17 protein-coding genes and 1 riboswitch are annotated in these 19,680 nt (G+C 61.7%); of the genes, 6 read left to right on the plus strand and 11 right to left on the minus strand.

Annotated features, from left to right (window positions below; genetic code table 11):
• On the plus strand, positions 1-100 hold a 100-nt coding region (locus tag ATY78_RS13955; protein ID WP_141105615.1), incomplete at its 5' end, for an IS3 family transposase.
• 81 nt (positions 101-181) lie between these two features.
• Here the strand turns inward: ATY78_RS13955 and ATY78_RS13960 are convergent.
• The gene (locus ATY78_RS13960) at positions 182-1,204 is read right to left on the minus strand and encodes an aldose epimerase family protein (protein ID WP_088682930.1); all 1,023 of its coding nucleotides are present in this window, start codon (positions 1,202-1,204) and stop codon (positions 182-184) included.
• Between the two features lie 92 nt (positions 1,205-1,296).
• On the minus strand, positions 1,297-2,220 hold the full coding sequence (gene metA, locus ATY78_RS13965; RefSeq protein ID WP_088682931.1) for a homoserine O-succinyltransferase: 924 nt from the start codon (positions 2,218-2,220) through the stop codon (positions 1,297-1,299).
• Positions 2,221-2,269: 49 nt separating this feature from the next.
• Positions 2,270-2,347, minus strand: a riboswitch (SAM riboswitch).
• 152 nt (positions 2,348-2,499) lie between these two features.
• Here metA and ATY78_RS13970 point away from each other — a divergent pair.
• Positions 2,500-4,353, plus strand: coding sequence for an ABC transporter ATP-binding protein/permease (locus tag ATY78_RS13970; protein ID WP_088682932.1), 1,854 nt, complete (start codon positions 2,500-2,502; stop codon positions 4,351-4,353).
• A 9-nt stretch (positions 4,354-4,362) separates the two neighbouring features.
• Here ATY78_RS13970 and ATY78_RS13975 read toward each other — a convergent pair whose 3' ends face one another.
• The 4 genes from ATY78_RS13975 to ATY78_RS13990 form a co-directional block, all read right to left on the minus strand.
• On the minus strand, positions 4,363-4,992 hold the full coding sequence (locus ATY78_RS13975) for a hypothetical protein (RefSeq protein WP_088682933.1): 630 nt from the start codon (positions 4,990-4,992) through the stop codon (positions 4,363-4,365).
• Between the two features lie 113 nt (positions 4,993-5,105).
• On the minus strand, positions 5,106-6,926 hold the full coding sequence (locus ATY78_RS13980) for an ABC-F family ATP-binding cassette domain-containing protein (protein ID WP_088682934.1): 1,821 nt from the start codon (positions 6,924-6,926) through the stop codon (positions 5,106-5,108).
• 3 nt (positions 6,927-6,929) lie between these two features.
• On the minus strand, positions 6,930-7,586 hold the full coding sequence (locus tag ATY78_RS13985) for a thiamine diphosphokinase (RefSeq protein WP_190237459.1): 657 nt from the start codon (positions 7,584-7,586) through the stop codon (positions 6,930-6,932).
• A gap of 57 nt (positions 7,587-7,643) precedes the next feature.
• Entirely contained in the window at positions 7,644-8,171 is a 528-nt protein-coding gene (locus ATY78_RS13990) for a MarR family winged helix-turn-helix transcriptional regulator (RefSeq protein ID WP_088682936.1), read from the minus strand.
• Between the two features lie 114 nt (positions 8,172-8,285).
• Between ATY78_RS13990 and ATY78_RS13995 the strand changes: the two genes are divergently transcribed.
• On the plus strand, positions 8,286-9,821 hold the full coding sequence (locus tag ATY78_RS13995) for an MDR family MFS transporter (RefSeq protein ID WP_088682937.1): 1,536 nt from the start codon (positions 8,286-8,288) through the stop codon (positions 9,819-9,821).
• Between the two features lie 385 nt (positions 9,822-10,206).
• Positions 10,207-11,751 (plus strand): M48 family metalloprotease, encoded by a 1,545-nt coding sequence (locus tag ATY78_RS14000; protein ID WP_088682938.1) that lies wholly within the window; start codon positions 10,207-10,209, stop codon positions 11,749-11,751.
• 50 nt (positions 11,752-11,801) lie between these two features.
• Here the strand turns inward: ATY78_RS14000 and ATY78_RS14005 are convergent, their stop codons facing one another.
• The 5 genes from ATY78_RS14005 to ATY78_RS14025 all read right to left on the minus strand — a co-directional run bounded on the left by ATY78_RS14005 (position 11,802) and on the right by ATY78_RS14025 (position 18,161).
• Positions 11,802-12,665: an RNA polymerase factor sigma-32 gene (locus ATY78_RS14005; RefSeq protein WP_018244054.1), complete on the minus strand. Its 864-nt coding sequence runs from the start codon at positions 12,663-12,665 to the stop codon at positions 11,802-11,804.
• Between the two features lie 375 nt (positions 12,666-13,040).
• Positions 13,041-13,610 carry a CarD family transcriptional regulator gene (locus tag ATY78_RS14010; protein WP_088682939.1) on the minus strand — a complete coding sequence of 190 codons (570 nt, stop codon included), beginning with the start codon at positions 13,608-13,610 and terminating at the stop codon, positions 13,041-13,043.
• 394 nt (positions 13,611-14,004) lie between these two features.
• Positions 14,005-14,343 carry a ferredoxin FdxA gene (gene fdxA / locus ATY78_RS14015; RefSeq protein WP_049733327.1) on the minus strand — a complete coding sequence of 113 codons (339 nt, stop codon included), beginning with the start codon at positions 14,341-14,343 and terminating at the stop codon, positions 14,005-14,007.
• Between the two features lie 195 nt (positions 14,344-14,538).
• Positions 14,539-14,943 carry an RNA-binding S4 domain-containing protein gene (locus ATY78_RS14020; protein ID WP_088682940.1) on the minus strand — a complete coding sequence of 135 codons (405 nt, stop codon included), beginning with the start codon at positions 14,941-14,943 and terminating at the stop codon, positions 14,539-14,541.
• 2 nt (positions 14,944-14,945) lie between these two features.
• Positions 14,946-18,161 carry a DEAD/DEAH box helicase gene (locus ATY78_RS14025; protein WP_088682941.1) on the minus strand — a complete coding sequence of 1,072 codons (3,216 nt, stop codon included), beginning with the start codon at positions 18,159-18,161 and terminating at the stop codon, positions 14,946-14,948.
• A gap of 794 nt (positions 18,162-18,955) precedes the next feature.
• On the opposite strand from ATY78_RS14025, the gene ATY78_RS14030 reads away from it, so the two are divergent.
• Positions 18,956-19,111, plus strand: a complete 156-nt coding sequence (locus ATY78_RS14030; RefSeq protein ID WP_017962528.1) for a DUF3309 family protein — start codon at positions 18,956-18,958, stop codon at positions 19,109-19,111.
• A gap of 27 nt (positions 19,112-19,138) precedes the next feature.
• Positions 19,139-19,399, plus strand: a complete 261-nt coding sequence (locus ATY78_RS14035; protein ID WP_004674249.1) for a glycine zipper domain-containing protein — start codon at positions 19,139-19,141, stop codon at positions 19,397-19,399.
• The last annotated feature ends 281 nt before the right edge of the window (positions 19,400-19,680 follow it).

Consider the following 19,680-nt stretch of genomic DNA (forward strand, 5'->3'; position numbering starts at 1 on the left):
CTATATTCGGTATTACAACAACGATCGCATCAGGCTAAAACTCAAAGGGCTGAGCCCTGTTCAATACAGGACTCAGCCCTTAAATAATCCCAGCCAATAAACCGTCCAACTTTACGGGGTCAGTTCACAAGCCAGAGAGGGTTCATAGCGATCAAATTTGACAGCCGTGCGTCTCTAACGCTCAGCTCTTGGTAAAGATATAATCCGTCTCCTGGCGCAGCACCTCGCCAGGGCGCAGCACTGCATTTGGGAAACCTTCGTGATTGATGGCATCCGGCCAGACCTGCGTCTCCAGGCAGAAGCCGGCGAACGGGCCGTATTTGCGCCCGCCGAGGCCGGGAGCCCCCGTGTTGAGCTTGAAGCCGGCATAGAACTGCACGCCCGGTTCGGTGCTGCGCACCTCCAGCGACACGCCCGAATAGAGGCTGCGGGCGAGCGCCACGGTCCGCTTGGCGGTGCGCTCGCCGGACAGGCAGAAATTATGGTCGTACAGCGCCTGTTCGCTGCCGGTAAAACGCTTCATCGGCGCCATCTCGCGGAAATCGAATTCCGTGCCGGCGACGGACCGGATCTCGCCGGTCGGCACCTGCTTCTCGTCGGTCGGCAGGTAGTGATCCGCGGCGATCATGATGTCGTGGCCGAGCGCGTCTTCGCGGCCGTCGAGATTGAAATAGGCGTGCTGGCAGACATTGGCGAGCGTCGGCTGGTCGCTGGTCGATTCGTAGGTGATCGACAGTTCACCGTTGCCGTGCACCCGGAACGTCGCCTGGACATTGCAATTGCCGGGATAGCCGGCGCGGCCGTCGGGATCGACGATCTTCATCACCAGGCGGTCGACGTCATGCTCGACGATCGTCCAGTTGCGCTTGCCGATATTGTCGCTGCCGCCATGCAGATGCGTGACGCCGTTTTCGTTCGGCTCGAGCTGATAATCCTTGCCGTCGAGCGTGAACCTGCCGCCGCCGACACGGTTGGCGCAACGGCCGGGCGTCGCGCCGAAATAGGCCGAATGGAGAGGATAGCTGTCGAAATCCTCGAAGCCGAGCTGCAGCGGCGCATCATGTCCCTCAAGGCGCAGGTCCTGGATGACCGCGCCCCAGGTCATGATCTTGGCCGTCAGCCCGCCGCCCTTGATGACGACACGATAGACGGTCTCGCCCGCCTTCGTCTGCCCGAAAACTTCCCGCTCCAACTTGTCCGACATGATCGACCGTCCGTTCTATTCCTGGGTTTAGGACCGGAACCTGCCCGCATTTGTTCCAAACCGCAACCGGGCAGATGAGAAAGAAACGCCGCTCAGAGGTCCATGCCGATCTCTTCGACGTCATAGGGCGTCGTCTGGTAGATTTCGTTGATCCAGTTGCCGAACAACAGATGCGCGTGGCTGCGCCAGCGGTTCTGCGGCGCAATCGCCGGATCGTTATGCGGGAAGTAGTTGTGCGGCATCTTGATCGGCACACCGGCATTGACGTCGCGGAAATACTCGTCGGAAAGCGAGGTGGAATCATATTCCACATGATTGAACATGTAGAGCCGCCGGCCTCTCTTCTCGTGCACGAGGCAGACGCCCATCTCGCTGGATTCCATCAGGATTTCCAGGCTTTCGGATTTCTCGATATCGGCGCGGCGCACCTCGGTCCAGCGTGACACCGGCACTTCGAAATTGTCGGAAAAACCATTGAGATAAATCGACGACGGCTTCAGGTTCCGGTGGCGATAGATGCCGAAAGCCTTCTCCTTCAGCTCGTATTTCGGGACGCCGTGGAAGTGATAGATCGCCGCCATCGCGCCCCAGCAGACGTTCATCGTCGAATGGACGTTCGTTTCTGTCCAGTCGAGAATCTCCCGCATCTCCGCCCAATAGGTGACGTCCTCATAGGGCAGAAGCTCGATCGGCGCGCCGGTGATGATGAAACCGTCGAATTTGCGCTGTTTCACCTCTTCCCAGGTCTGGTAGAAGGCGAGCAGGTGATCTTCGGAGGTGTTCTTGGCCTTGTGGCCGCCGATGCGGATGAGCGACAGTTCCACCTGCAGCGGCGAGGCGCCGACGAGGCGGGCCATCTGCACTTCGGTCTTGATCTTGTTCGGCATCAAGTTGAGCAGCCCGATCTGTAGCGGACGGATATCCTGGCGGATCGCCATCGTCTCGGTCATCACCCGCACGCCTTCCTGAACCAGGGTTTCGAAGGCGGGCAGCGTATCGGGGATCTTGATGGGCATTGCGGTCACTCGATCAAAAACAAAAAACCGGCGGCGACAAAAAATCGCTACCGGTCCGCACGCGGCCCTTTAGCGACTTTTTTAACGTGGCTGCAAGCCGGCCGGCCAAATCACCACGGAATGTTAATTAGCCCCTGTCGGGCCGCGAATCAACTGCCGAATGCATGCGGGAGCGGGCCGCGCAAGCATCATCACAGTTTAATGACTGATAGAATCTGTTGATAGACCGGTAACGCCACCATGTTAATAATGACATATGGGCGGTGTTGGAAAAGCATGATGGCAGATAAGACTGAGGGGAGGCCGGGCATCCGGAGGCAGGATAGGGTAGGTTACGATTTCAGCCTGACATATCGCCTCGGGGTGATGTTCTCCGCATTCTGGAATTCAGCTGTGCGTGGCAAGGTGCTGTTTCTGGCGACCGTGCTGATCCTCGTCATCCTGGCGACGGCCTATGGCCAGGTCATCCTCAACGAGTGGAATGCCCCCTTCTACGATTCGCTGGAACGCCGCGACCTCGGCGAATTCTTCCACCAGCTCGAAATCTTCGCGATGATCGCTGGCACGCTGCTGCTGCTCAATGTGCTGCAGGCCTGGCTGAACCAGATGACCGCGCTCTATATGCGCGAGGGCCTGTCGCGTGATCTCGTCGATCAATGGCTGAAGCGCAAGCGGGCGCTGCGGCTCGCCTCCAGCGGCCTGATCGGCGTCAACCCGGACCAGCGCCTGCATGAGGATTCCCGCAACCTTGCCGAAAGCACGACCGGTCTCGTCCTCGGCCTCCTGCAATCGACCATTCTTCTGGTGAGCTTCATCGGCGTGCTCTGGGAGCTTTCGAGCGGCTTCATCTTCCACATCAGCGGCCACAGCTTCTCCATTCCGGGCTATATGGTCTGGGCGGCGATTTTCTATGCCGCTTCCGCCTCGGTGCTGAGCCAGGTCGTCGGCCGCAAGCTGGTGAAGCTCAATGCCGACCGCTTCTCGAAAGAGGCCGAGCTTCGCTTCACGCTGATGCATGCCAACGAGAACATGCCGGCCATCACCGTCGCCCGCGGCGAGGAGAACGAACGCCGGCGCATCAATACCGACATCAGTTCGGTGCTGCGGGTCGTCAAGCGGCTCGCCATGGCCAATACCAACCTCACCTGGGTTTCGGCAGGATACGGCTGGCTGGTGATCGTCATCCCGATCATCGTCGCCGCTCCCGCCTATTTCTCCGGCGGCCTCACCCTCGGTCAGCTGATGATGTCCGTCGGCGCCTTCAACCAGGTCAACACGGCGCTGCGCTGGTACGTCGCCAATTTCGGCCCGATCGCCGAATGGCGCGCCACCCTGATGCGCGTCACCGATTTCCGCCAGGCGCTGCTCGACATGGACGAGGATTTCGACCTGAAGGGCAGCATCGCCTATGAAAACACCCCGTCCGACACGCTGACGCTGAAGGATGTGGTGATCAATGCCAAGATCGGCGAAGACATCGAGGAATGCGGCGGCTTCCGCCTGCGCGAAACCGATGTGGTGATCAAGGCCGGCGAAAAAATCATGATCAACGGCGATCACAGCGTCAACCGCAAGCTGCTCTTCCAGGCGATGGCCGGCCTCTGGCCATGCGGCAGCGGCACGATGGGCCTGCCGCCGGCCGACGACATGCTGTTCGTTCCGCAGATCGCCTATGTTCCCGGCGGGACGCTGCGCGAAGCGCTGGCCTTTCCCGAAAGCCCTGATGCCTATGAGAAGGCAGCCGTCGAGGCGGCCCTCGAAAAGGCCGGCCTGCATTCCCTGATCGCAAGGCTCGATACCCGCGCCCGCTGGGACAAGCTGCTCGACGGCGACGAGCAGAAGGCGATCGGCTTCGCCCGCCTGCTTCTGGTGCGCCCGCGCTGGATCGTTTTCGATGAAGTGCTTGAGGGCATGGAGCCGGAATGGCAGGAAATGATGTGCAGGGTGCTGACCGCCATGCCGGAAACCGCCATGATCTATATCGGCCGCTCCGAAACTTATCTAGAGGCCCTGCAGCCGCGCGTCCTGCATCTGCAGGCCCTGCCGGCAAAATCCGAGGAGCCGGCGCCAGTCGCCCAGACCGGCGCCAGCGCCGGTGCAGGCGCTGCTGCCGTTCCCGCGCCGGCGCTGTAAACCAACCAGTCACATTGGCGGCACGATACCGTTGAGACCGACGGCAACCTGGCCGGCCGAAATGCTGCCGTCCGCCGCCTTTTCGCCGGTGACGATGATGCCGGCGCCGGTCTTCAGATCATCATTGGTCGCGGGCGCCAGGGTCACGATCGGCGTCTCATCGGCGATCGTGATGGTCTTTTCCTTGCCCTGGTAAGTCAGCGTGATCGTGTGGCCGTCGACGGATTTGACGGCATTGCTGACGGTGGCGTTGGTCATCTGGCTGTTCGGCTGCGCATCCCAGGGGCGATTGCCCTCGCCCGTCCCTTTCATCGACGCCGGGAAGATCAGCACTTCGATCGCCCCATCCGGGCCGCTGCCCTTCGGGAGCGAGGCGACTCCGACGAAATCGCCGGGCTTGATATCCTCGGCCGAGGCTTTCGTGACGCCGCCGACCTTCCAGCCGGCTTTCAGCGTGATCGTCGCATCGCCGCCTTCGCGCGTCTTGACGACCAGCGTATCGCCGCTCAGGCTTTCGATGGTGCCGCGAACACGAACGCGCTCAGCATCCTGCGCCAGCGCCGCCTGCGAGAAGGCAAGTGCGGCAAAGCCGCCTGCGGCAAGTGCCGCAAAAATTCCGGAACGAAGCTTGCGAGACATGTGACTTTCCTTGTCGCCATTGCGATCGTCGATATCCCCGGCTGCCGGACGGCACCTTATGCCCGGCGACGGCAGGCTGACGAATCAAGGAAAAGTGAGCCGCGAAGGAGAACTCAGCCCTCCAGCTCTTCCCGCAGCATTTCGAGCTCCAGCCACTCCTCTTCCATCTTGGTCAGGCCGGCGCGCAGCTTCTCCATCTCCGCAGCAAGCCGGTTGAAAGCTGAGGGATCGCGCGTGAAAAGATTGGGATCGGCCATCACCTGTTCGCGCTTGGTGATCTCGGCTTCGGCCTTGGCCATCTCCTTCGGCAGATTTTCCAGCGCGAATTTCTGCTTGAACGACAGCTTGCCCTTCGAGCCTCCGCCCGAAGGTGCCGTCTCCTGGGTCTTCGGCTTCTCCGCCGCCTTTTCGGCCTTCCTGCGCTCTTCGAGCGCGCCTTTGCGCTGCGCCAGCATATCCGTGTAGCCGCCGGCATATTCGATCCAGCGGCCGTCGGGCGCGTCCGGCATGGCGGGGGCGATCGTCGAGGTCACGGTGCGGTCGAGGAAGTCGCGATCGTGGCTGACGAGGATGACCGTGCCGGGAAAACCGGCGACGATTTCCTGCAACAGGTCGAGCGTCTCGATATCGAGATCGTTTGTGGGTTCGTCGAGGATCAGGAGGTTTGCCGGACGCGATAGGATGCGCGCCAGCATCAGCCGGGCGCGCTCGCCGCCCGAAAGGCTCCTGATCGGTGTGCGCGCCTGTTCCGGCTGGAACAGGAATTCCTTCATATAGCCGGTGACATGACGCTGCTCGCCGTTGACGAGCAGGTTTTCGCCGCGCCCGTCCGTCAAGTAGTTGGCGAGCGTATCCTCGGGGTCGAGATCCTCGCGCTTCTGGTCGAGGGTGGCGATCTCCAGATTGGTGCCGAGCTTCACCGTGCCGCTGTCGGGAGAAAGCTGCCCCGTCAGCATTTTCAGGAGCGTCGTCTTGCCGGCGCCGTTCGGCCCGACCAGGCCGATGCAATCGCCGCGATGCACGCGGATCGAGAAGGGCGTGACGATCGGCCGGTCGCCGAAGCTCTTGGTAATCTTCTCAGCCTCGATCACCAGCTTGCCGGATTCCTGCGCATCCGAAACCGTCGCCTGCACCGTGCCCTGCGGGCCTTTGTGGCCGCGATATTGCGAACGCATCGTCTGCAGCTCGCCGAGGCGGCGCATGTTGCGCTTGCGCCGCGCCGTGACGCCGTAGCGCAGCCAGTGTTCCTCGCGCTCGATCGCCTTGCCGAGCTTGTGCTGCTCCAGCTCCTCGGCCTCCAGCACCTGATCGCGCCAGGCTTCGAAATGCCCAAACCCCCTGTCGAGCCGGCGCGAGGTGCCACGGTCGAGCCAGACGGTTGCCGTCGAGACCTTTTCGAGGAAGCGCCGGTCGTGCGAGATCAGCATCAGGGCGCTGCGGGTTTTCTGCAGCTCGCCTTCCAGCCATTCGATTGTGGGAAGGTCGAGATGGTTGGTCGGCTCGTCGAGCAGGAGAATGTCAGGTTCCGGCGCCAGCACCCGCGCAAGCGCCGCACGGCGCGATTCACCGCCGGAAAGGGTGCTCGGATCTTCCTCGCCGGTCAGGCCGAGATGGGACAGAAGATAGGTGACGCGATAGGGATCATCGCCCGGCCCGAGGCCCGCCTCGGCATAGGCCTGAACCGTGCTGAAGCCGGCAAAATCGGGGGCCTGTTCGAGATAACGCACCGTCGAGGACGGATGGCGGAAGACCTCACCCGACTGCGCCTCGACCATGCCGGCGGCGATCTTCAATAGCGTCGACTTTCCCGAGCCATTGCGCCCGACGAGACAGACCTTGTCGCCGGGCTCGACCTGCAGGGAAGCGCCAGCCAACAGCGGCGCGCCGCCGAAGCTCAGGAAGATATCGTCGAGTTTCAGAATGGGAGGGGCCAAAAATCAGACTCCGGAAAGATCGTAGGGCCGGGCAAGCACGATCGCCCGACCGCTGATGAGCGAAAAGCGAACCTTGCCTTCCGCGACGTTGGAAATGGTGCGCGACGAGCCGAAAGGCAGGTGGAAATCCGCCAGAGGATAACGCGCATTCTCGATGGAAAGCCCTGTCAGCTCGCTGAAGCCGGGCACGGAAAACAGGCTGCCCTTGGGAAGGTCGATTTCGATCGTGCCGGCAGGCAGCGGCACTGCCTCTTCCCTACCCGAGGTCAGCAGCACGTCGAAACCCTCTTCGGCCAGGCTGACGGCAGACAGGAGATGCTGAAGCGCATGGTCGGAGCGTTCGCCGCCGAGTGCGCCTGCCAGGATGAGACGCCGCGCGCCCCGGGCGATCGCTTCGGAGACCGCGATCTCACCGTCCGTCGCCGCCTTCGCCGCCGGATAAGGCTGTTTCGGCACATCCGGGAATGCGCCCTCTAAGTCGGCTGATGTCGAATCGAAATCACCGACCCAGAGCTCCGGCGTAACACCAAGGGCTGCCGCATGCCGCATGCCGCCGTCGGCCGCAATGAAACGGCTGCCGCCGATGGCATGGCGCAGCCGTTCCGTCAGGCTGAGTTCGCCGCCGAGCAGGATGGTGAAGGTGGATTGGCTCATGGGCATTGCCCTTAGCGCAAACGGGGGGTCGAGGGGAAGGGGCCTAGGGATCGGCCGTTTTTTTCAGCCCGGCGTATCCTCGTCGCGCGACAGGAAGACCGCCTCGTAACCGCCGATGAAACGCTCGAAAAGCGCTGCGAAACGTTCGACATCCTCTTCCGGCCAGTCGGAGACGATCTCGGAGATGAACGCAAGCTTCTGCGCCACGATCTCGGCAAGCAAATCCTGGCCGGCCTTGGTGATGACGACGACGATCCGCCGTGCATCGGCTTGTGAGGCCTCGCGGCGCAGCACGTTGCGCGCAACCATCTCGGCCACCACCCGGCTTGCCCGCGACGGATCGATGCGCAGCATCTCCGCGATCATGCCGACTGTGACCTCGCCGTCGGGCTGAGCCCTGCGCACGGCATCGAGCACATCGAGATGCGAAAGCTCGAGACCTGGCGCAGCACTCTGGATCGCCAGCCGCCCGATCAGCCGCCTCCCGGTCATCAGCCGCATGCGCGTCATGCTCCGGCCGATGCGCGGCACGTTTTCGCCGTCCGGATCGGCCGGGCTTTTGGATAGGATCTTCGTCATGGCTTCATTCATCACAGGACCATAACAGAGCGGAACGAAGAATTGAATATGCCGATGTCATTCATGTGCTATTGACAATTATATGCTGACAGCACATAAAAACACATCAATCGGAATGTCGCTCCCATGGACATGCAACTCGCGCCTGCGCCGCTTGTGACGGATCCTCGTCGCCGGCTTATCCTCTTCTTCTTCCTGATGACCGCTATGTTCATGGCGACGCTGGACAATCAGATCGTTTCCACGGCGCTGCCGACCATCGTCGGCGAATTCGGCCATCTCGAGCGCTTCGGCTGGATCGGTTCGGCCTATCTGCTTTCGCTCAGCGCCGTCATGCCCGTTTACGGCAAGCTCGGCGATCTCTTCGGCCGCAAATATGTGATGATGACGGCGATCGCCATCTTCACGGTCGGCTCGACGGTCTGCGGCCTTGCGGTGTCGATGAACACGCTGATCGCCGCCCGTGTGCTGCAGGGCCTTGGCGGCGGCGGCATCATGGTGTCGATCTTCGCCGTCAACGCCGACCTGTTCGAGCCACGGGAGCGGGCGCGCTACCAGAGCTATTCCAGCCTCGTGCTGATGGCGTCGGGCGCCATCGGACCAGTGCTCGGCGGCACGATGAGCGATCTCTTCGGCTGGCGCTCGATCTTCCTCGTCAACGTGCCGATCGGCTTCATCGTGCTCACCGGCCTTGCCTTCATGCTGCCTTACCGCAAGCCGCATCGCCGCCCCAGGATCGATTATGCCGGCGCACTTCTGCTCGCGCTGACGGCGACCAGCATCGTGCTTGCCACCGACAGCAGCGAATTGTTCGGCTCGTTGATTTCTCCACAGAGTATCGGCATCGTCGCCTTCGGCGTCGTCTCAGCCATCGCCTGGGTATTCGTCGAGCGCCGCGCGCCGGAGCCGATCGTTCCGCTGCAGCTGTTTCGCAATTCGACCTTCAGCCTGCTCCTGATTATATCGGTCATGGGCGGCGCCATCGCCATCGGCATGGTCAACTATCTCGCCCTCTTCCTGCAGACCACGACCGGCCTTTCGCCGTCCGCCGCCGGGCTTCTCTTCATTCTTCTGACCGGCGGCATCGTCTGCGGATCGCTGTCGGCCGGCCGCATCATCTCGACGACTGGCCGCTACAAGCCCTTCGCCATCGCAAGCCTCACCTGCAGCGCCATTGCCTTCGCATTGTTGTCACAGGTCCACGCGGGAACGCCGATCGCCTTCATCGGCGCGATCATGATGCTGCATGGCATCGGCATCGGCCTTGCGCAGCAGGTTCCCGTCATCGGCGTGCAGAATACCGCGCCCGCCCGCGACGTCGGCGCGGCGACCGGTGCCGTGACGCTGTCGCGCATGGGAGGCGCGTCGATCGCCATATCCATCTATGGCGCGATTATCGCTTCCGGGCTCGGCAAGGTCGGAGTGGCCATTCCGGGCGTCGCCGATATCGAGCAGCTGACACCGAAGATGATGGCCGCCCTGCCCGAAGCAAGCCGTCAGGCCGTCGCCGATCTCTATGCCGCCGCCTTTTCACCGCTCTTCATGACCTCCTGCGCCATCGCCATTCTCGGTCTTATGGCCGCAATCATGCTGAAGCCCGTGCAACTGCCTCGCGCCGGTAAGACGATGGCGCAAACGCCGGCGACGGAAGCCGCAGAATAGTCGAATCGCCCGCCGGATGCTTCATCAGCAGGCATTCGTATGCACATCACGCATCGTTAGTTGTAAATTTCCCGCTGAATTGTCCTGATCGGGCCGGTTGTTTCAATCGGCCCGTTCTTTTTCTGCGCCGCCGACGAATCTCATGCGTGTGGTGGAACTTTCGCCATAATTTCATCCGAGCGAAGGAGAGCTTCAATCTCTGAGGCTTGCCAAAATGCAACGCCGCGACATTTAAACAGAGTCTCGCTATGCAACCGATGCGTAAATCAGCTACAGCAATGACTTGTATCGGCCGTTTGTGCAGTGCGAGATCAGGGGTACGCACCTGTTGAATTCCCCTTGCGACGGCCGGTCCGAACATGCGGCAAACCGGCAAAACAGCGACATGACGCGGAGAACCAGACTGGACTGCTTGACGACGTGGAAATCGCCCGCGCTTTCCAGTGATGCCATCTCCGTGCCGCGCCGCTTCGCGCGCCGCCTGATGCTGCTTTCGGCTATGGCATTGGCGCTGAACGGTTGTCAGTCGCTGATCGAACAATCCTATCAGCCGAGCGTGTCGCCCTCTTCCAATCCGCAGATCGTCGACGAAGTGCAGAAGAACGATCCGCGCGCGGCGATGGGCGCCCGCGAGCATCCGCGCATCGTGGCAAGCTATGGCGGCGAATATAAGGACGCCAAGACCGAGCGCCTCGTCGCCCGCATTGCCGGCGCCCTGACGGCGGTGTCGGAAAATCCGAGCCAGTCCTACCGCATCACCATCCTGAATTCGCCTGCCATCAACGCCTTTGCGCTGCCGGGCGGCTATCTCTACGTCACCCGCGGCCTGCTCGCTCTTGCCAACGACGCCTCCGAGGTCGCGGCCGTCTTGTCGCACGAGATGGGCCACGTGACGGCGAACCACGGCATCGAGCGGCAGAAGCGCGAAGAGGCCGAGGTCATCGCCAGCCGCGTCGTCGCCGAAGTCCTTTCCAGCGATATCGCTGGCAAACAGGCGCTTGCCCGCGGCAAGCTCAGGCTCGCCGCCTTCTCCCGCCAGCAGGAACTGCAGGCCGATGTCATCGGCGTGCGCATGCTCGGCGAAGCCGGCTACGATCCCTATGCCGCCGCCCGCTTCCTCGATTCCATGGCGGCCTACAGCCGTTTCATGTCGGTCGATCCCGAGGCCGACCAGAGCCTCGACTTTCTGTCGAGCCATCCGAATTCCGCCCAGCGCATCGAGCTTGCCCGCACCCACGCCCGCGCTTTCGGCCAGGAAGGCTCTGTCGGCGACAAGGGCCGCGACTATTATCTCGACGGCATAGACGGCCTGCTCTATGGCGACAGCCCGGAAGAAGGCTATGTGCGCGGCCAGACCTTCCTGCATGGCGGTCTCGGCATCCGCTTCGACGTGCCGCCGGACTTCAAGATCGACAATAAGGTCGAAGCGGTCATGGCCACCGGCCCGAACGATATCGCCGTCCGCTTCGACGGCGTTGCCGACAACCAGAATCAGAGCCTCACCAACTATATCTCCAGTGGCTGGGTGACCGGCCTCGATCCGTCGACCATCCAGCCGGTCACCATCAACGGCATGGAAGCAGCCACCGCACGCGCCAGCGCCGATCGCTGGGATTTCGACGTGACCGTCATCCGTAACAATTCGCAGATCTTCCGTTTCCTGACCGCCGTCCCGAAAGGCAGCGATGCCCTCGAACCGACCGCCAACGTCCTGCGCGCGAGCTTCAGGCGCATGACACCGGCGGAGACGGCCTCGCTGAAGCCGCTGCGCATCCGCGTCGTCACCGTTCGGCCGGGCGAGAACATCTCGACGCTCGCCGCCCGCATGATGGGCACCGACCGCAAGCTCGATCTCTTCAAGCTCATCAACGCCCTGCCGACGGGTGCGGCCGTTTCGCCTGGCGACCGCGTCAAGATCATTGCCGAATAAAAAAAGCCCGGCTTGCGCCGGGCCAGTCGGTGCTGCTGGAATGAAAAGGGTTAGGCGTAGGCCGCCATGTGCGGGTCGGCGCTGACGAGTGCGCTGCGAAGCTTCTCCATCGCCCGGCTTTCGATCTGGCGCACGCGTTCCTTGGAAATGCCGAGATCGGCGCCGAGTTCTTCGAGCGTGGCGCCGTCTTCCGCCAAGCGCCGCGCGCTGATGATCTTCATCTCGCGTTCGTTGAGATGTTTCAGCGCCGAGGCCAGCCAGACGCGGCGGCGCTCGCCGTCGATCATGTTGGAAACCTGTTCGTCCGGCAGGGGATCGTCGCTGACGAGGAAATCCATCTTCTCCGCACTCTCGGCATCGCCGGAGACGGAAGGCGCCTGCAGCGACGCGTCGTTGCCGGAAAGCCTGGCATCCATGGTCTGCACGTCGGCGAGGCTGACGCCCAGCGCCGCGGCGATTTCCTGATGGATGGATTGCAGCGTCAGCTGTGTATCGCCCTTGGCAAGCTTGGCGCGCAGACGGCGCAGATTGAAGAACAGCGCCTTCTGCGCCGAACTCGTGCCGCCGCGCACGATCGACCAGTTGCGCAGGATGTAGTCCTGGATCGACGCCCTGATCCACCAGCTTGCATAGGTCGAAAAGCGCACGTCGCGCTCCGGCTCGAAACGGGCAGCGGCCTCCAGCAGGCCGACATAGCCCTCCTGCACGAGATCGCTCATCGGCAGGCCGAAATTGCGGAACTTGCCGGCCATGGAGATGACGAGGCGCATATGGGCCATGGCGATCTGGTTACGTGCGCCCCGGTCGTCGTGATCCTTCCAGCGGGTGGCAAGATCGTGCTCTTCCTGACGGGCGAGATAGGGGGCGGCCATCGCGATTTTGATCATGCGCCTATCTGCAGACATGTTCTTCATTTCGATCTCCTGAAACAGGCCTCTCGCCCTAAATGAACAATAAAACGCACATTCCGGAACATCGCTGTCCGGACCGAATTGAGTTCTGAATGCATAAAAACCTCGCCCCTGGACTTTTCAGGGGGAGGCCCTATGTCTCATCATGTGCCGGTAAGACGGCTGGGCTGGACCTGTTTCTTCACGTTGCCGGATGGGCACAACTGAAAAGGCATGATCCGCTCCTCATCGAACATTGACGGAACAACGGTTCGCTCGTCCAGGCCATTGCCTCGGCGAGCAGTCCGCAATTACGTGTGTTAACGCGGCAGCCGGGAAAAGGTTCCAATAAAAAACCCGGCTCGAAGGCCGGGTTTTTGAAGGAGCAGCAGGGGCGCCTTATGCGGCTTCGTCCTGCTCGTCTTCTTCGATTGCCTTGCCGCGCTTCGGCCCCTTGTTGAGATTGGTCTCCACGAGGCGGACGGCTTCGGTTTCCGACATTTTGTTGACGGCGGCGATTTCGCGCGCCATGCGGTCGAGCGCAGCCTCATAGAGCTGGCGCTCGGAATAGGACTGCTCGGGCTGGTTTTCGGCACGATAGAGATCGCGCACGACCTCAGCGATGGAAATCAGGTCGCCGGAATTGATCTTGGCATCATATTCCTGGGCGCGGCGGGACCACATGGTACGCTTGACGCGCGCCTTGCCCTGCACGACCTTCAAAGCACGCTCGACGAAATCCGTTTCCGACAGCTTGCGCATGCCAATGCTCATGGCCTTTGCGACCGGCACCTTCAGGCGCATCTTGTCCTTCTCGAAATCGATAACGAAAAGTTCGAGCTTCATGCCGGCGACTTCTTGCTCTTCGATAGCGGTGATGGTACCGACGCCATGAGCGGGGTAGACGATCGATTCACCGGTCTTGAAGCCGTGGCGTGCTGTAGAAGGCTTTTTCTGCTGAGTCGTCATTCTATTCAAAAACTCCCTGTTACGCTTCCGGCGGCGGCCGGAGCCGGGTCAGTCAGGCCCGGATGAGACGGGTAGATCCGTCGGGTGACTTCACTCTGGTCCCATCAGGCAAAAGCAAATATGTCTTGCGCGCGATCTTGGGATGCGACGCTCAAGGCGTTGATATGTCACGGAAACCGTGGGACGGATTTGTTTTGCTTTCGTGATGGTTTTGGGCATGCGTCATGCCACAAATGGAACAGTGCACGAAACCTATCATAAAAATATGAGGAAATCAATAATTTGCTTCGCTTGAGTCATGCGGGCAACACAAGTCACCCATATGCCGCGCGCAGGATTTAAAACGTTTCACCGCATGGACGCCCGAATTCGGGCGCCGAATGCGGCGGCTGTTTCAATCGCCGGAACCCGGCTTCTCAGAGAAATACTTCTCGAACTTTCCGGTCTCGCCATCCATTTCCTTGGCTTCGGGCAAAGGATCCTTCTTGACCGTGATATTCGGCCAGATGCTGGCATATTCCGTGTTGATCTTCAGCCACTTGTCGAGACCCGGCTCGGTATCCGGCTTGATCGCCTCGGCGGGACATTCAGGCTCGCAGACGCCGCAATCGATGCATTCATCCGGATGGATGACGAGGAAATTCTCGCCTTCATAGAAGCAGTCGACGGGGCAGACTTCCACGCAATCGGTGTATTTGCACTTGATGCAATTGTCGGTCACGACATAGGTCATGAAGAACTCCAGGATTTCCATGCAGATGGGGCCGGCCAACCTGGAACGTCGCGCCTATCCCCGTGCCGGAGGAACAGCGTAGGCAGGCTTGAGAGGCAAGTTACGTGTCCGGCGGGTTGTCAGTCACGTATCGGCTTTGGCGCCTAATTTCAAGGATAAACGATCTGCAAAAGCCGCCGCCTCAGGCAGAGTTTTCTAATCCTCGTCCGACATCAGTCTATCGATTGCGCGTCTTTCCTTTTTGGTCGGACGGCCGCTGCCGGTCGCCCTGATCGCCTGCTCATAGGGGGTGAGGCGTTTTGCCTCACCCGGCGGCGGCGACAGGTCTTCATAGAGCAGCCGCGCCTCCTCGTAAGGCCCTCGCCGCTCGCCGGCAAGACGCACGACGAGAACGACATCGCGCCGATCGAGCGTCAACTCGACGCGGTCGCCCGGCTTGACCATCTGGCTCGGCTGGCTGCAGCGCTCGCCGTTGATGCGGACATGGCCCGACTGCACATGACTTTGCGCCAGCGAGCGCGACTTCACCATGCGCGTGAAGAACAGCCATTTGTCGATGCGCTGGCGCGAACCGCTTGTCGGCTGTGTCTCCCCGCTCATGACTACTTCTTCATCTGCTCCTTGAGGGCAGCGAGCTTGGCGAAAGGCGAATCCGGATCGATCGGCTTCTCCTTGCGCGGCGGCTTGGCCTCGAAGCGCAGCGGCTGCGAGCCGCGATTGTTATTGCGGTCGTTGCGGTCATTGCGCTCGCCGCGATCCTTGCGGTCGCCACGGTCCTGCCGGTCGCCGCGCGGCTGGTCGCCCCGCAATTGGTTGTTGCGGTCGCCCCTTGCCTGCTGCGGCCTGCCGCCGTCGCGGCCGTCGCCGTCCTTGCCACGGTTGGGGCGGTTGTTGTCCCGGCCGTCACCGCCGCGATTGCCTTCACCACCGCCCGGGCGGCGATTGCGGTCGCCGCGTTCCTGGTTCTGGCCGCGCTCCTGGCCATGACCGCCACGGCGTTCGCCATGCCCGCCGCGCGCCTGGCGCTGGTTGTCGTTGCGGCCACCGAGACGCCACAGAAGAACCGGTTTCGGTTCGGCCGGCTCGCCGGCTTCTCCAGAAGCGGATGCGGCGTCCGCGGAAGCAGAAGCCTCCGCCGGAGCATTTGTTTCGGCCGCTTCCGGCGCCGGGCTCTCAACAGCTTCCGCGGCAGTCGCCTCGGCAGCTGCCGAAACCGCTTCGGTTGCGGGCGCCTCGGCAGCGGTCTCGTCGGTCGCCCCGTCAGCATCGTCGTGATCGGCCTTTTCGGCCGTCTCTTCCGCAGGCGCGTCAGCGGCGGCAGGCGCAGAAGCCGCATCCTGTGTCGCAAGATGGGCCGACGCCTCTTCCGCCTTCACCGCATCGGCGCGATAGCCGAGGCCCTTGAGGATTTCCTCCATGTCCTCCAGCGTCGCGCCGAGGATCGACAGCATCGCCGTCGTTGTCGTGAAGCGGCGGCCGTCATAGGCGCCCTCCGGACGGTTGTTCTGGCCGGGCTTCCATTGCAGCAGCGGACGGATGATGTCTGCCAGCCGTTCGAGAATATCGATGCGCACGGCGCGCTTGCCGAGGAAACGGAAGCCGGCGAGCTTGTAGAACATCCGCTCGAAGCTTGGATCGGTGACGACGGAGGTGCGGCCGGCCGCGAGCACGGGGATGAGATCGCCGTAGCCGGGTTTGTCGAGACCATCGTTCTTCAGAGCCCAGAGAAGCGTGATGAGCTCGGCCGGGGCCGGCTTCAGCAGCGCCGGGACGAAGATGTGGTAAGCGCCGAACCGCACGCCGTAACGGCGCATCGAGGCGCGTGCCTCCTGATCCAGCGACTTCACCTCTTCGGTCACGTCACGACGGAAGAGCACGCCGAGATTCTCGACGAGCTGGAAGGCAAGCCCCTTGGCAAGACCCTGCAGGTCTTCGGCGCGGGACAGATCGTCCAGCGGCTTCAGCACCGTGCTGATGTGATGATTGACGAAGCGCTCGATACGGGCCGCGACGTGATCGCGGGCATTGCCCGTCAACTGCTCGTCGGCGAGCAGAATCACCCGCGGGCGCATGACGTGATCGCTGCCGGAAAGCCGCGCCACCGGATCGCCGACCCAGCGGATCAATCCATCCGAGCCGATCGCCAGATCGCTGTTGCCAGCGGCATGCAGCCGGGCCGCGCGGGCTTCGAACTCGAGCGCGAGCGCCTTCTGCGACGCAGCCTGAACCGCCTTGGCATCCGGTCCATCCGTTCCCGCCACCGGCGTGAAGCGGAATCCGCTCAACTGCCCTACATGATGTCCTTCAACGAAGACATCGCCATTCACACTGATTTCAGCTTCCAGCATCGCATTCTCTCTCAGGCGCTTCATGAGCACAGATGTCCTGCGATCAACAAAGCGTTTCGTCAACCTTTCATGTAACGCATCGGACAATCGATCTTCGATTTCCCGCGTCTTTTCCTGCCAATGTGTCGGATCGGCCAGCCAGCCGGGCCGATTCGAGACATAGGTCCAGGTTCTTATCTGCGCGATTCGCGCCGAAAGCGTGTCAATTTCCCCATCAGTTCGATCCGAGCGATGAACCTGCTCCGCAAGAAACTGCTCGTTCACCGTGCCATAGCGCACGAGATCGGAAAAGAGGGTCGAAATAAGATCGGCATGTTGTGCCGGAGTGATACGCCGGTAGTCGGGCAGCGCGCAAGCCTCCCAGAGTTTTTCGACGCGGGCCGGCCTGTCGGCGAGGTCGATCACCTCGGGATAGCGCGAAAGCTGTTCCAGCGCCTGCTGGTCGACCGCCGGCAGCGCCCGCGTCAGTCCCGGCACGCGCGGCCCGGCCTCCAGGCTGGCGCGCAGCGACTGGATCGAGGAGAAGTCCATCTCCGTCGTGCGCCACTGCAGAACCTTGACGTTGTCGAATTCATGTCCCTCGATCCGCTGCACCAGCTCCTCGTCGAAGGGCGAGACCTGTCCGGTGACGCCGAAGGTGCCGTCCCGCACATGCCGCCCGGCGCGGCCGGCGATCTGGCCGAGTTCGGCCGGATTGAGATTGCGGAACTGGTAGCCGTCGAATTTCCGGTCCTGGGCGAAGGCGACGTGATCGACGTCGAGATTGAGGCCCATGCCGATCGCATCGGTCGCCACCAGATATTCGACGTCGCCCGCCTGGTAGAGCGCGACCTGCGCATTTCGGGTGCGCGGGCTGAGCGCCCCCAGCACGACGGCCGCCCCGCCGCGCTGCCGGCGGATGAGCTCGGCGATGGCATAGACCTCGTCGGCCGAGAAGGCGACGATGGCCGAGCGCTGCGGCAGCCGGGTGATCTTCTTCTGTCCGGCGTAAAGGAGATGCGAAAGCCGCGGCCGCTCGACGATCGTGATGCCGGGCAGGATATGCTGCAGGATCGGCCGCATCGTCGCAGCACCCAGCAGCAGCGTTTCATCACGGCCACGAAGATGCAGGATGCGGTCTGTGAAGATATGGCCGCGCTCGAGATCGCCGGCGAGCTGCACCTCGTCGATCGCAACGAAGGCGGCCTTGGTCTCCCGCGGCATCGCTTCGACCGTGCAGACGGAAAAGCGCGCATTGGGCGGCGAAATTTTTTCCTCGCCGGTGACCAGCGCCACGTTCTGCACGCCGACCTTCTCCACCACCCGCGTATAGACCTCGCGCGCCAGCAGCCTGAGCGGCAGGCCGATCACGCCAGTTCCGTGCGCAACCATGCGCTCGATGGCATAATGGGTCTTGCCGGTATTGGTCGGCCCGAGCACGGCGGTCACACCGCGCCCGCTCAGAATCATCGGCTGCGAAGTCAGAGTCATCGGTCCATGCAAACGAGGCGGGCGGCCCCAGGAAAATTTCGGCCTCCGGATGGAAGCACAGAACACATGGACAGCCGCCGCCGCAAACGCAAGGGAAGATTTCAAATTGCTAACGGAATTACGACCTTTGCGAGTCGTTCGGAACGCCGGAATTTCCGATTCGGAACAGCTTGAGAACGAATCAGCGACGAATCGCTGACTCCGGCTGATTCAGCTTTTGTTCACGGCTAACTATTGATTTTGAATCACTTTTTCCCACTAGATGCTGAATCTTGGGATTCTCGCTCGTTCGCATTTTCACCATCACGATCGACGATTCCGACCGGGCATCGGCAATCGAAAATTGCGCCCGAAATTAACCTCTCGATCAAAGCCGGAACGAATCGGCGACGAATCGCCGACCATCTCGTTTTCGCCTTTCGTTCACGGCCATATCTGGTGGTCGAGTCGGACTGGAGCGCTAGATGCGGGATCGCCGGCGGATCTTCTCGCCCCGCATCATCGCATCGCCATTAATCTTTCAAGAGCCGGATTCATAAGGCGTTAAATCGAATTCGCCGAAGCCTGCGCACCGATCAAAAACGGAACGAATCGCTGACGAATCGGCGACATCGGGATCTTCTCGCTTTGTTCGCCACAACATATTGTATTTAAATGACTTTTTAACCATACGAACAGGTTTCGATATGACGCAAATCGGGCGGCGTCACATTTCCTGGCCTAACCGGGAACAAAAATCGCCAATACGGGTTTCTGGTCCATCAGATTGCGGATGAAATGAAGGAAACACACCCATGCTTGGCACAATACTTCTCATTATCCTCATTCTGCTCCTGATCGGAGCCTTGCCGAATTGGGGTTACAGCCGTGGCTGGGGCTATGGACCTTCTGGCGGTTTGGGGCTAGTTCTCGTGATTATCATTATCCTTGTACTAATGGGCCGCATCTAAGGCCCACCTAACCTGGGGAGTTACGACATGATGAAGAAGATCGTTCTTATTGGCGCGCTCGTCGGCGCTCTGGCGTCCTGCACCGCGACCGAGCAGGGCACCGCGATCGGCGCCGGCACCGGCGCTATCATCGGCGGCGCCGTCACCAACAGCTGGGGTGGTGCCGCAGTCGGCGCCGTTGCCGGCGGCCTGACCGGCGCTCTCATCGGCCAGTCGGTCGAACGCCGCGGCTACTGCATCTATCGCGACCGCTACGGCCGCCGCTACGAGGCTCGCTGCCGCTACTGATCGGCGAAAGCATATCGGACTCCCAACGGGCGCTTCTGCGCCCGTTTTTCTTTGCCGCGGGTCCGTCAACATGACGTTGACGATCGGTCGCGAAAGTCAAATCTACCGGCGCCCACTAGCCAGGCGCATATTTCCTTTCATGAGCGCAGGGCAGGCACCATCGCCCGACGCACTGAAAGGAATATTTCCATGGACCAGATTGTCCTGAATTCCGTCATGGCCGCCCTTATCGCCGCGGCTTTCCTGACAGCCGCGATCTCAGTTCTTCGCAGCAGAGATCG

The organism is Rhizobium sp. R635 (genome assembly GCF_002211285.1).
Lineage (GTDB): Bacteria > Pseudomonadota > Alphaproteobacteria > Rhizobiales > Rhizobiaceae > Rhizobium.